9 protein-coding genes and 13 tRNA genes are annotated in these 12636 nt (G+C 45.9%); all 22 read right to left on the reverse strand.

What is annotated here, in order from left to right:
- Window positions 1-177: 177 nt before the first annotated feature.
- The 22 genes from ACKA06_RS07345 to ACKA06_RS07450 all read right to left on the reverse strand — a co-directional run bounded on the left by ACKA06_RS07345 (window position 178) and on the right by ACKA06_RS07450 (window position 12636).
- A complete protein-coding gene (locus ACKA06_RS07345) occupies window positions 178-1146 on the reverse strand; it encodes a sugar phosphate isomerase/epimerase family protein (RefSeq protein WP_197670573.1) in 969 nt (322 codons plus the stop codon).
- 12 nt (window positions 1147-1158) lie between these two features.
- Window positions 1159-2199 carry a Gfo/Idh/MocA family protein gene (locus tag ACKA06_RS07350; RefSeq protein WP_197670572.1) on the reverse strand — a complete coding sequence of 347 codons (1041 nt, stop codon included), beginning with the start codon at window positions 2197-2199 and terminating at the stop codon, window positions 1159-1161.
- Between the two features lie 20 nt (window positions 2200-2219).
- Entirely contained in the window at window positions 2220-3245 is a 1026-nt protein-coding gene (locus ACKA06_RS07355) for a Gfo/Idh/MocA family protein (RefSeq protein ID WP_411159359.1), read from the reverse strand.
- A gap of 15 nt (window positions 3246-3260) precedes the next feature.
- Window positions 3261-3986: a ThuA domain-containing protein gene (locus ACKA06_RS07360; protein ID WP_411159360.1), complete on the reverse strand. Its 726-nt coding sequence runs from the start codon at window positions 3984-3986 to the stop codon at window positions 3261-3263.
- 13 nt (window positions 3987-3999) lie between these two features.
- Complete coding sequence (locus tag ACKA06_RS07365; protein ID WP_197670570.1) at window positions 4000-5574, reverse strand: response regulator transcription factor; 1575 nt, start codon at window positions 5572-5574, stop codon at window positions 4000-4002.
- Between the two features lie 2 nt (window positions 5575-5576).
- Window positions 5577-7367, reverse strand: a complete 1791-nt coding sequence (locus tag ACKA06_RS07370) for a cache domain-containing sensor histidine kinase (RefSeq protein WP_411159361.1) — start codon at window positions 7365-7367, stop codon at window positions 5577-5579.
- Window positions 7368-7550: 183 nt separating this feature from the next.
- On the reverse strand, window positions 7551-8828 hold the full coding sequence (locus ACKA06_RS07375) for an ABC transporter substrate-binding protein (RefSeq protein WP_411159362.1): 1278 nt from the start codon (window positions 8826-8828) through the stop codon (window positions 7551-7553).
- A gap of 69 nt (window positions 8829-8897) precedes the next feature.
- Window positions 8898-9725: a carbohydrate ABC transporter permease gene (locus ACKA06_RS07380; RefSeq protein ID WP_032089388.1), complete on the reverse strand. Its 828-nt coding sequence runs from the start codon at window positions 9723-9725 to the stop codon at window positions 8898-8900.
- Window positions 9725-10621, reverse strand: coding sequence for a carbohydrate ABC transporter permease (locus tag ACKA06_RS07385; RefSeq protein WP_411159366.1), 897 nt, complete (start codon window positions 10619-10621; stop codon window positions 9725-9727). Before ACKA06_RS07385 ends, ACKA06_RS07380 begins: the two co-directional genes overlap by 1 nt.
- 705 nt (window positions 10622-11326) lie before the next feature.
- Window positions 11327-11400, reverse strand: a tRNA-Gly gene (locus ACKA06_RS07390).
- A gap of 3 nt (window positions 11401-11403) precedes the next feature.
- Window positions 11404-11488: transfer RNA gene (locus ACKA06_RS07395), tRNA-Leu, on the reverse strand.
- Between the two features lie 9 nt (window positions 11489-11497).
- Window positions 11498-11571 (reverse strand) — tRNA-Cys (locus ACKA06_RS07400).
- Window positions 11572-11578: 7 nt separating this feature from the next.
- A tRNA-Gly gene (locus tag ACKA06_RS07405) sits at window positions 11579-11653 on the reverse strand.
- Between the two features lie 5 nt (window positions 11654-11658).
- Window positions 11659-11730: transfer RNA gene (locus ACKA06_RS07410), tRNA-Gln, on the reverse strand.
- A gap of 38 nt (window positions 11731-11768) precedes the next feature.
- A tRNA-His gene (locus ACKA06_RS07415) sits at window positions 11769-11844 on the reverse strand.
- Window positions 11845-11853: 9 nt separating this feature from the next.
- Window positions 11854-11927: transfer RNA gene (locus tag ACKA06_RS07420), tRNA-Trp, on the reverse strand.
- Between the two features lie 4 nt (window positions 11928-11931).
- A tRNA-Tyr gene (locus tag ACKA06_RS07425) sits at window positions 11932-12015 on the reverse strand.
- Between the two features lie 14 nt (window positions 12016-12029).
- Window positions 12030-12105: transfer RNA gene (locus ACKA06_RS07430), tRNA-Thr, on the reverse strand.
- A 34-nt stretch (window positions 12106-12139) separates the two neighbouring features.
- Window positions 12140-12215, reverse strand: a tRNA-Phe gene (locus tag ACKA06_RS07435).
- 35 nt (window positions 12216-12250) lie between these two features.
- Window positions 12251-12327, reverse strand: a tRNA-Asp gene (locus ACKA06_RS07440).
- Window positions 12328-12457: 130 nt separating this feature from the next.
- Window positions 12458-12531: transfer RNA gene (locus ACKA06_RS07445), tRNA-Met, on the reverse strand.
- A gap of 29 nt (window positions 12532-12560) precedes the next feature.
- Window positions 12561-12636: transfer RNA gene (locus ACKA06_RS07450), tRNA-Val, on the reverse strand.

Consider the following 12636-nt stretch of genomic DNA (forward strand, 5'->3'; position numbering starts at 1 on the left):
TTTCGGTTTTGGGCAATAATCTTCGAAAAAGCACCAATAATCTTTGAAAAATTGAATTAATTCCGTCACTTACCAAATGATGGTAAAACCAACAAAGAACTGTCCGTCCCTTCATTCCAGTCTCCCGATCACAGCACAAAAAAAGGCCCCCAACCTAAAGCCGGGGACCCCATCCTCCTACACCCACCACATATCCGCGGGCTGCTCTTCAATCAAGATCGATTTCAGATTTTTGACCGCACGTCCGAAACCTTCTTCGATCGACATGATCGGATCTTCATGCTCGATGCTCACTACGTAATCATATCCGAATGTACGCAGGGCACTCATCATACCGGACCATTCCTGAAGGCTGTGGCCGCAGCCAACCGAACGGAACGACCACGCACGGGTCTGGACGCTTCCGTACGGCTGCATATCCGTGAGGCCGTACATGTTGACGTTGTCCTGATCGATATACGTGTCTTTTGCATGGAAATGGTGGATTGCATTCTCTTTTCCAAGAATCTTGATTGCGGCAACCGGATCGATCCCCTGCCACCAGAGGTGACTTGGATCCAGGTTTGCACCGATCGCGTCGCATGTTTCTTCACGGAGCCTCAGCAATGTGTAAGGAGTGTGGACCAGAAATCCGCCGTGAAGCTCCAGGCCGATCTTCACACCATTCTTCTCAGCAAGCTGCCCCATCTTCTTCCAATAAGGAATCAACTTTTCTTCCCATTGCCATTTCAGGATGTCTCCGTATTCATTCGGCCATGGGGACACCGGCCAGTTCGGATGTTTTGCGCCCTCATGATCACCGGCTGTTCCCGAAAAGCAGTTTACGACAGGGACATTCATCAACCCGGCAAGTTTGATGGTTTTCTCAAGAGCCGCATGTGATTCTTCTGCAAAGTCAGAATCCGGTGAGATTGGGTTGCCATGACAGCTGAACGCACTGATTTCAAGACCGCGGGAAGTGATTTTCTCCAAATATCCACTGCGCTTTTCTTCACTTTCCAAAAGTTCATCAAGGTCACAATGGGCATTTCCCGGGTAGCCGCCCGTTCCGATTTCGACCGCATGCAAGCCTGCATCTTTTACATAATCGAGCATTTCATCGAGATTCTTCTGCGAGAATAATACCGTAAATACACCTAGTTTCATCTGTGTTTCCTCCTATTTCAAAGTGATGCTTTTTCGAGTCTCACTGCTTTTATAAATCGCATCGACGATTTCAGAAACGGCCATCGCCTCTTCCGGTTTTACGATCAGCTCTTCGAGTCCGAGACAGCTGTTGATGAAGTTCTCTGCTTGAGGGAGACTCGGGTCGTCTTCACCGGGAATCCAATCTGCTCCGCTGTTCAAGAGCATTCCGTGTTTCATTTGATTGATGTGCAGCGGAAACAGATCGACACCGCCCGTTTCCCCCGAGATGCTCAAGCTTTCTTCATCGCTTTTCACATTGGCTGACCAGGAAGTCTCAAAGAGCATCGATGCACCGTTATCGAACTTGATATAAGCCGTCACATGATCATCCACTTCAAAGTTCTCACGGTCGAAGTCCCCCCATTGATTGACCTCTCCCGGAATCCTGCTGAGTTTGTTATAGGCTGTCCCGGTCACCTCGACGGGTCTTGGATTTCCGAGAAGCCATAGTGAAAGGTCGAGGAAGTGGCAGCCGTAATCGATCAGGCTCCCGCCTCCCTGCAGCTCCTTGTTCGTAAAGACGCCCCAGCCCGGCACTTTACGGCGGCGGATCGCCCTCGCCCTTGCAACGATCGGTTCACCGATTTCATTGGCAGTGATAAAACGCTTTGCGGCACGCGAATCCTTCATGAATCGGTAGTGATAGGCAATCGCCAGCACTTTCCCCGATTCCTCCGCTGCATCGATCATAGCCCGACATTCATCCGGCGTCATTGCCATCGGTTTTTCACAAAAGACATGCAGACCCGCTTTGAGTGCGGCTATTGTAATTTCCGCATGGAACTTATTCGGGGTGCAGATCGTGACGGCATCCACGTGCGAGAACATATCCCGGTAATCATTGTACACCCCGTCAATATTGAACTTTTCAGCAGCTGCTTCTGCAGTCGATCTGTTAATATCACTGACCGCTTCGACCGAAACGGAGTCTGCCAGTTTTTTATATGCAGGGATATGGCGGCTCTGCGCAATCCCGCCAACCCCGATGATTCCCATTCGAAGTTTTGACATGCTGTCATTCACCCCAAGTTCTATAATTTTACGATTGTTTTTGATTCGTTCGATTTCAGTGCACCAAGTACTACCTGCAGGGACTTCATTCCTTCGCTGCCGCTGACAGGCGGTTCCTTATCCTCCAATACAGATGCGGTGAATTGATCGATGACATGCGAGTTCGACTGGCCGCCGTCTTCATTCGTCTGGATTCCGCCAAGTTCAAATCTGACCACTTCGCCGGTAGCGTATTGAGCAACCAATGAGTGCACCGGGTCATCCTCTAAACGCAGGATTGCCTTCTCTCCATAGATGATCGTGGAGTTGTCTTCTTTGGACACGTAGGACCAGCTGGCAGCAAGTGTGCCGATCGTTCCGCTTTCCGTCTTCAGTACGCAGACGGCCGTATCATCGACATCGGCATTTTCCTTTGCACTTGTCTCGACGAACGCTCCGACTTCCACGAACTCTTCACCGAGTATGTAACGAAGCAGGTCGGTCTTATGGACACCGAGATCCCCCATCGCCCCGATGAATGCCTCATCTTTCTTAAAGAACCAGCTGTCTTTGCCATCGGCACTCCAGCCTTCGGGACCTCCGTGGCCAAATGCAGACCGGAAGCTGTAAATCTTGCCGGCTTCGCCTTTTTCGATCAGCTCTTTCGCTTTTTGATGCGAAGGTACAAACCTCTGATTATGTGCGATCATCAGCTTCTTGCCATTTTTTTCGGCAGCCGCTATCATACTCTCGGCCTCTTCAGATGAAGTCGCCATCGGTTTTTCACATAGTACATGCTTGCCTGCGTTCAGTGCGGCAATCGAAATTGGTGCGTGTAAATAATTCGGCGTGCATACACTGACCGCTTCGACTTCATGATTGGAGAGCAGTTCTTTATAACTTGTGTAAGCTTCTGCCCCGTATTTCTCCGCAGCCTTCTTAGCCCGTTCCTCTACAATGTCACATACCGCCACGATTTCCACGTCCCTGTTCCCCGCATATTCAGGCAGATGACGATGCTGCGCGATACTTCCGCATCCGATGACACCAACTTTTAATGTACTCATGTTTTTATCCTCCTTTTAGTTAGATCCTTTGATTTCTTCCAGCGGCTTTGCATTCCCGTAGAGGGGTCTGCTGCGTTCCACCGGCTTTGCCCAACGTACGGCATTGATGATCACGTGTTGTACTTCTTTATTGTAGTAAGTCGGGTATGTTTCATGTCCTGGCCGGAAGTAAAAGATCTTCCCGTTCCCGCGCTGATACGTGCATCCGCTGCGGAACACTTCCCCGCCTTCGAACCAGCTCACCATCACCAGTTGATCGGGTGCCGGGATGTCAAAATGCTCCCCGTACATTTCTTCTTTTTCCAGCTCGATGTATTCCCCAAGTCCTGCCGTGATCGGATGACTCGGGTCGACGATCCAGATCCGTTCTTTTTCATCGGCTTCTCTCCATTTCAGATCGCATGATGTCCCCATCAGCTCCTTGAAAATCTTTGAGAAATGGCCGGAGTGGAGTACAATCAGCCCCATCCCGTCAAGGACGCGCTGCTTCACCTTTCCCACCACGTCATCCGACACTTCATCATGGGCGATATGCCCCCACCATAGAAGCACATCGGTTGAATCGAGAACCTCATCTGTCAGCCCGTGCTGTTCATCATCAAGCACAGCTGTCCTGACGTTGAAGGATTCTTCACCCAGGAATGAAGCAATGGCTCCGTGGATTCCTTCCGGGTACACACTGCGTACCTTTTCGCTTTTCTGTTCGTGGCGGTTCTCATTCCATACTGTCACGTTTATCATGTTTAGACCTCCATCAGTTATAGTTTAATAAGGAACGCCTGAATTCATTGGGCGTAGCCCCGACCTGCTTTTTAAATACCTTGCTGAAGTACTTCTCATTTCCGTATCCAACCCCATAGGCAACTTCATAGATTTTGAGATAGGGATTTTCAAGAAGCTTCTTCGCTTTTTCCAAACGGATATTCATTAAATAATCCGTTATGGTCAGATTGTATTCCTGTTTGAATTTCCTTGAGATGTATTCTCTGCTCAAGAAGAATGTATCGGCTATTTCCTGAAGGGTTACATCTTCCTGGTAGTGCTGCTGCAGATACTCTTCTATTCTCTGCATACTGTTTTTCTCTTTCTGATATTTCTTCGACTTCAGAGTTTCGATCAACTCCATGAATTCTTTTGTTTTTTCGTTTTTGAACTTATGAAAGGAAAATGCTCCATCTTCACTCCAGTAATCCACTCCCCTGTAAAAAGAAGACCGGCTCTCAATCTCATATTCTTTCAGCCAATTGGTACGGAGCAGTTCAAATTGATTTTCCCAAAGCTGAATCTGTTCCATAGATACAGTGTGCAGGCTTTCCAGGGTTTGAAAGATTTGCTGCAGCAAATCTTTAATTCCGTCAGGGCTTCCTGTTCGGATTGCCCACTTCAAATCACCTGAATAATCCAGCAGGTGCAAAAGGGGCTTTGGTTTATTGCACGATGTGATGATTTTATCCCGCTTCCTTAAATCATCCTGCATACACACTTTCAGAGCAGACTCATAGGCTTCCTGCATGCTCAGTGATTTTTCACCCAGCGAAATCGTTATGCAGATTTTACTGAACTGATAAATCAGTGTATAAAGTTCTTCTAGTAAAAAAGTCAGATTTTGATCATTCCAAACCAGCACGGCCAGCTCTTCGTCTTTATGGATGTTTCTGAAACATACCCCGTCATTCTGTTTGCTGAGAAGTTCATTGCATATATTCGTCAGCGTGAAAAAAGCAAGATCTCTGTCTCCTTGGAAGGATTTCAAGACAACCGGCCTGATCGGGATAAGGGAAATCCTTTTTTCCATTTTGCCGAATCGAATACCGAACTCCGCTTCTATCTTTTCACCGGCTGCTCCGGCATCCCCTTCCGCCCGGCACAGATTTGAAAACAGGCGGTCCCAATAAAGAGGCTTCACTTCATTCATTACTTTGTTTTCTTCCACCAGATATTTTCTGGTACGCGCCTGCTCTTTCCATTCATGAACCGCTTTTTCCAATGTGTCATTCAACACATCAGGCTCAATGGGTTTGAGTAAATAATCAAAGCTTTTATAGTAGATTGCATTTCTCATATACTCAAAGTCATCGTACCCGCTGACCACAATCGTCTTGCAATGGATATTGGAGGAATGAAGCCATTTCAAAAGACTGATCCCATCAAGCTTCGGCATCCTCATATCGGTGAAAATGATTTCAGGTTTGTGCTCCATGATCAATTTCTTCGCCTCTTCGCCATCCTCCGCTTCAAGGATGGTATGAATACCATGATGCTTCCACTGTGCCAATAGGAGTAATCCTTCACGGACATGCTTTTCGTCGTCAATGATGATTGCTTTCACCCTCATTCATCCTCCCTCTCAATGGGCAGCTCCATGGTCACCTTAAAGCCTCCCTCATCAGAGTTTTCAAGGTGTAATGCCGCCTGATCATCGTAATAAAGTTTCAAGCGCACATATACGTTCTTTAAGCCGATGTTTGTGGACTCCCCTATTTTATTCAATGCCGCCGCTTTAAAATGAGCATACACTTCCTCAAGCCGTTGGGTTGTCACGCCTATGCCGTTGTCCCTTACCGTGATGAGGAGGTGATCATCCACACTTCTGCAGTCGAGCTCGATCCGGCCTACACCATCCCGGATATCAAAGCCATGCTTGAAGTAATTCTCAATGATGGGCTGAAGGATCATCTTTGGTACTTGAGCCTCCCTCACCCCTTCTTCCACAGTTATCCTGTAGTCAAGATGATCCCCGAACCGCTCTTTTTGCAGGAGAAGGAATGCCTTTGTGTAATTGATTTCCTTATCAAGCGGGACCATATCCTCCTCCATGTTCATCCCATATCTCATGATTTTTGAGAGATAAGTGATGAGCGTGTATACCTGCGGGACTTTATTCTTTAATGCCACCGTGCCGATTGATTGCAGGGCATTGTATAAGAAGTGGGGGTTGATCTGGGACTGCAGCACTTTTAATTGATTATTCTTATTCTCGAGTTCCAGTTTATACTCCCTGTTGATCAAGGTATTGATCCGCTCGATCATCTGTTGAAACCTGAACCCCAGCAAACCGATTTCATCAGATCCGAATGCCGGCAGCCGGACATCCATATTCCCTTTTTCCACTTCCTGAATATTACGGAGCAGGACACGGATCGGCGAGGTTATCTTAAACGACACGAATAAAGTGGCAAGTACAACAAGCGTCAATCCCAGGATTCCAAATAAGATATTGATCTTGGCGACACTGAAGGCGCTTTCGTAAAGGTTCGCATAACTGACCCGCTTCGCAAGGATCCAGCCCCCTGCCGATAAGGGCAGCTGATCATACATGATGACCCCGTTGAAACCGTCTTCCTTCCATTCCATCGTTCCTTCACTTTTTTCTTCACCGACGATACGTTTAATCCATTTCTGATTATTCTGGTCATCGGTTACATCAAGATCGGAGCTGTAAATCATTTCTCCCCCGGGTGTGAGAAGATAGAATTCCTCCTTTTCGCCTGTATATAGATTCCTGCTCAAATTAATGATTTTGTCGGGAGAAATCTCAAGTGATATATAGGCAAGCACCTCGTCATCAGGAATATTCCTGAAGGCCCTGTGGATCGTCACGATATTTCTGGATCGCTTGATTTCATTCTCCTTTTGGGGAAAGTCCGGTTCGATGTACATATTATACGGACTCCGTTCAGCCCTTAAGAATGCTTCTTTATCTTCTTCATTTTTCTTACTGGAAAAAATGACGTTGGAACGTTTCGTAGCCTTGATGACCCGGTCTTCATCCCTAAAGGAGATTCTTACCCCATTGATGGTATCCCCCGTGTATAAAATCGTCTGTACAACATTCTTCACAATTCCGATTGTCAGATAGTCATCCCCTTGATCAGGGTTTCTCATGAAATTAATGAAATCGGGATTATTATAGAGGGATAGAGTCAGATCATCCAATTCATTGATATAACTCTCAAGGTTAACCTTCCCCTGATACAGCAGGTTTTTACTCTCCGCCACCACCTGCTCTTCAATTGAATTTTTCGTGTAGAGATATGTAATCACAATCGAGCTCCCAAAAGGGACAATGGTGATGATCAGAAGGAGAACAATCAGTTTATTCCTGATACTGGTCTTTATCATGGGGAAGAACCTCCACATTTCGCTTACCCCTAGTATAATACCTGCTTGTACATACATGAAGAGTTTTTTCAAAATAATGAAACTTTTCTAAATAGAACCTGGCTGTCATGAAAATTTTTGTTCTTAAACGAAAGAATAAACAGAAAGCATGCCTCTTAAAGACATGCTTCCGTTTATTCTGTTTTACTTCAAGTTATCCCAGGATTTCTGGAATCTCTCAAGTAAAGTATCGTAGTCGATCTTTCCTGCGGCATATTCCTGGATGGCAGCAGCAAATTCTTTGTTCGCCCCATCCGGCCATTTGAACCAAGTCCAAGGAATCGTCTTCTCATCTTTCGAGTACTCAAGGATCGACGTTCCAAGATCGCCCAGTCCTGCAGGCTCGATATTATCGAATGCCGGGATGAATGCGAACTCTTCCGTGATATAACGTTTTCCTGTTTCAGAAGAAACCATCCAGTTCAAGAATGTTTTTGCTTCTTCAAGGTGCTCTGAGTTTTTATTCAACACCCAGTTATTCGGTACACCTACAGGCAGGCTGTTTGCACTTTCATCATTGCTTATCGGAATTGGAAGGAAGCCCATGTTGATGTCTGGGTTGATCTCAGTGATCATATTTTCCGTCCAGTTACCCTGCTGAAGTATCGCTGTTTCACCAGAAGCGAAAAGAGTCACTTGCGTGTTGTAGTCAGTAGTCAATGGATTATCATTTGCATATTTAAGTTCAGTATCGAGCACTTCTTTAAATTGCTTGAACTTTTCATTGCCGACGATTTTTTCAGAACCATCGTATAATCCTGCAATGAATGCTTCAGGATCATCCTGCTGCGCGAAAGGAATGTTCAGTAAATGCTGCCCGATGACCCACCACTCGCCGTATCCTGCTGAGAATGGAGTGATTCCTGCTTTTTCAAGCTTCTTTGATGCGTCTTTCAATTCATCGATTGTCTTTGGAGCCTCTTTGATTCCTGCTTTCTCAAACAGATCCTTATTGTATACAAATCCGTATCCCTCAAGATTGACAGGCATACCATACAGTTTACCGTCTTCAGCCGTCATAGGAACCTTCCCGATAGGAAGGACATGTTCTACCCATGGCTCACCTGAAAGATCCGCCAACTTCTCCTGCCATAGCTCTAACTCTTTAAAACCGCCGTTGTTGAAAATATCCGGCTCTTCCCCTGAAGCAAACTTCGCTTTAAGCGCAGCACCGTAATCGGCACCGCCCCCGACTGTTTCAAGCTTCACTTTAATATTTGGATGTTCTGCTTCGAATTCCTTGATCATCTCTTGAAGCTGATCAGCAATTTCCACTTTGAATTGGAACAAATTAAGAGTGACTACATCATCACCTGACTTAGAGTCACTTCCGCCGCCCGATGAAGATTCTTTAGATGAACAACCCGCGATGATGCCGAAAACTAAAATCAATGAAGTCAATAATAAAAGAATGCGTTTCATACTGGCTTTACCCCCTTGATATAATGTTATTTTATATAAAGTCCTGAATGAATGACAGGACCTTTATATCTACTTAATCGATCCGGATGCAATCCCCTTGATGATATGTTTCTGTAGGAACAGGAAGAATACAATGATCGGCGCAATCCCCAGCACCAATGCCGCCAGTCCCATATCCCACTGTTTCGTATACTGCGCAAAGAAAGAACTCGCGGCGAGCGGGATCGTACGCAGCTCTGCATCCTGTAAAACCAGGAGCGGCAGCAGATAGTCATTCCAAATCCAAAGTGTGTTCAGAATGATGACTGTAACGGTGATCGGCTTAAGGAGTGGAAAGACAATTCTCCAAAAAACGCCAAACTGGCTGCATCCGTCAATCATTGCTGATTCTTCGATTTCAACAGGCACTGTTTTCACAAAACCATGGAATAGGAATAAAGATAATGGCACTCCAAAGCCAAAGTACATAATGATCAATCCCGGAATGCTGTTCGTCAGATTCAATGCCCCTCCAAGCTTCATAAGCGGAATCATCACCGTCTGGAAAGGGATGACCATCGCTGATACAAAAATCACAAATAAAATCTTACTGAACTTCCCCGGTGTACGAACCATCTTCCAGGCAGCCATCGAACTGATCACCACTAAGCCGATGTTGCTCGCAACGGTAATGATAAGTGAATTCCAGAACGCCCTTGGAAAGTTTATTATTTCCCACACCTTCGCATAATTCGAGAACATGAACTCTTCCGGCCAAGCGGCTGCATCAATGAGGATGGCAGCGAATGGCTTAACAGAATTGATGAAAACAAAGTAAAAAGGAATCAAGAAGATGAGACCGAGGACAATCCCGATTATCTCAAGTACAAACGTCTTCTTTGTATAACGATTGCCCATTAAGCCTCAACCTCCTTCTTCTTCGTCAGCATTACTTGGAATGTCGTAAAGATCGCTACAACAACAAAGAATAAAATGGACTTTGCCGTTCCAAGACCATACCGGTTATTCTGAAATGCTTCCTGATAGATATTGATCGCTACAGACTGAGTCGAATTAAATGGACCTCCGCCGGTTAACGAGATATTCAGATCAAAGATCTTGAATGCCATAGAAATGGTCAGGAAGAAGCAGATTGTGAATGCCGGAAGGATCAATGGGATAATAATCTTCGTCAGCAGTGTCCAGTTCGATGCCCCGTCCATCCTGGCAGCTTCCAGCAGGGAACTGTCCACCCCTTGCAAGGCGGCAACATAGATGACCATCATATACCCGCTGATCTGCCAGGCAAATACGATGACAATCCCCCAGAAAGCCGTTTTCTCGTCACCAAGCCACGGCATCTTGAAAAAGGCGAAATCCGTCATGTTCCCGACAGAAGCAAATCCTTTCACGAAGATGAACTGCCAAATGAATCCCAATAACAAGCCGCCGATGACATTCGGAATAAAAAATACTGTCCGCAGAATATTACGCGTCTTCAACGCCGCATTCAAAAGCAAAGCAAAACCAAATCCGATTAAGTTACTGATGATAACGGCGGCGAACATAAATTTCGTCGTGAACATAAATGAGTTGAAAAAGGTTTCATCATTCGTGAAAATCTGCTTATAGTTGTCGAGCCCCACCCACTCTACAACAGAGCTCACCCCATTCCAGGAAGTGAAAGAATAATAGACTCCCATTAGGAAAGGGAGAATCTGAATCACCAGGAAAAAGAGAAGTGCAGGTCCTACAAAGGCAGCGTATGTCAGCAGGCTTTTGTATTTGAACCTTTTCTTAGACACCGCCTTGATCTGGGCCTGGGTTTTTACAGGTCCAGTTTTAATTGTTGGTTCCACTCGCAACGCCACCCCTTCGTTATGTAATCGCTTTCTTAAAGTATAAAGGGGAGACCAGGCGAAGCAGGTCAACAAAATTGACAAAGAAGGTGCAATATTTTGACCACTTGGATTTTGGTTGGATAAAAAAATTAGAAGGATTGTGTAGATGGGGACTGATCAATTGATTGGCTATGCATGAGTTGAGGCGGTGTCATTTTTGAAGGTGGTTGTTTTTGCCGTAGACTGGGTATGGTTTATGTTTACCGGGACAAAAACTAACGATGTTTTATTAAAAGGTTTTAAAAAGGTCTGAATCAGTAACAATTGAGGGATAATATTCGATAGTTTGGATGTATCAGAGTGAACTTACACCCTGCAGTCAGACTGGATTTTCTTGGCACATAGAAAATTGGACCAGGTTCCTAATAATTGCGCAGGAATCTCATTTATTGCGCCTCTTTTTCAGTAATTGCGCAGAAATATCATTTTTTGCGCCACTTTCGGGATTATTGCGCTGTTTAGAATTATTATTAAAAGAAATAATGGCCAGCAAGTTGCTTGCTCCCTGAAATCACATCTCTTTCTTATAATCCCTTTAAGATTCACGGGAGTAACTTCTTTTCCAAATAATAATAAAAAAGACTTCCTCAGTAAGAGAAAGTCTTGTATATGTATGCTTGGAGCGGGTGATGGGAATCGAACCCACGACATCAGCTTGGAAGGCTGAGGTTTTACCATTAAACTACACCCGCTTATGGTACCGGTGGCCGGGGTCGAACCGGCACTCCGTGAGGAACACGATTTTGAGTCGTGCGCGTCTGCCTATTCCGCCACACCGGCATACATATATGGAGGCGCCAACCGGATTTGAACCGGTGATAAAGGTTTTGCAGACCTCTGCCTTACCACTTGGCTATGGCGCCTTATCTTTGGAGCGGAAGACGGGATTCGAACCCGCGACCCCCACCTTGGCAAGGTGGTGTTCTACCACTGAACTACTTCCGCAAAAACTGGGCTAGCTGGATTCGAACCAACGCATGTCGCAGTCAAAGTGCGATGCCTTACCGCTTGGCTATAGCCCAATAATAGTATATGTCACATTCATAAAAATGTGAAAAGTTGGGGCGACTGATGGGAATCGAACCCACGAATGCCGGAACCACAATCCGGTGCGTTAACCACTTCGCCACAATCGCCGTGTTGTTTGGCAGGGGCAGTAGGAATCGAACCCACACCAAAGGTTTTGGAGACCTTCGTTCTACCGTTAAACTATGCCCCTGTAATGGTGGAGGGGGGCAGATTCGAACTGCCGAACCCGAAGGAGCGGATTTACAGTCCGCCGCGTTTAGCCACTTCGCTACCCCTCCACAATGAGAGAAAATGGTGCCGGCAAGAGGACTTGAACCCCCAACCTACTGATTACAAGTCAGTTGCTCTACCAGTTGAGCTACACCGGCACATTTTTTACACCAATATGCTTCGTAAAAAACATGGTGGCTCAGGACGGAATCGAACCGCCGACACATGGATTTTCAGTCCATTGCTCTACCAACTGAGCTACTGAGCCATTTTGTATTTTTATATTTGCCATTTAATGAAAAATGGCGGTCTGGACGGGACTCGAACCCGCGACCTCCTGCGTGACAGGCAGGCATTCTAACCAACTGAACTACCAGACCAGAGATTTTCGCGAAAGCAAAATATCTTTCATTAATCTGCGTTAGCAAAAGAACTTACCTTACTTTGCGTCAGCAGAATATTCATCCATCAGTTACTCATTAGATGTTTATTCACTTTTGCAAAATGGTATTGCGGGGACAGGATTTGAACCTGCGACCTTCGGGTTATGAGCCCGACGAGCTACCGAACTGCTCCACCCCGCGACGATAATAGTAATTTAAAATTGAATCAATGGTGGAGGATGACGGGATCGAACCGCCGACCCTCTGCTTGTAAGGCAGATGCTCTCCCAGCTGAGCTAATCCTCC

This window comes from Rossellomorea oryzaecorticis (assembly GCF_045897515.1).
GTDB classification, from domain to species: Bacteria; Bacillota; Bacilli; order Bacillales; family Bacillaceae_B; genus Rossellomorea; species Rossellomorea enclensis.

Coding starts and splice junctions, on each gene's coding strand:
- ACKA06_RS07345 (WP_197670573.1), bottom strand. CDS start 1,146: ATGAAACTAGGTGTATTTACGGTATTATTCTCGCAGAAGAATCTCGAT.
- ACKA06_RS07350 (WP_197670572.1), bottom strand. CDS start 2,199: ATGTCAAAACTTCGAATGGGAATCATCGGGGTTGGCGGGATTGCGCAG.
- ACKA06_RS07355 (WP_411159359.1), bottom strand. CDS start 3,245: ATGAGTACATTAAAAGTTGGTGTCATCGGATGCGGAAGTATCGCGCAG.
- ACKA06_RS07360 (WP_411159360.1), bottom strand. CDS start 3,986: ATGATAAACGTGACAGTATGGAATGAGAACCGCCACGAACAGAAAAGC.
- ACKA06_RS07370 (WP_411159361.1), bottom strand. CDS start 7,367: ATGATAAAGACCAGTATCAGGAATAAACTGATTGTTCTCCTTCTGATC.
- ACKA06_RS07375 (WP_411159362.1), bottom strand. CDS start 8,828: ATGAAACGCATTCTTTTATTATTGACTTCATTGATTTTAGTTTTCGGC.
- ACKA06_RS07380 (WP_032089388.1), bottom strand. CDS start 9,725: ATGGGCAATCGTTATACAAAGAAGACGTTTGTACTTGAGATAATCGGG.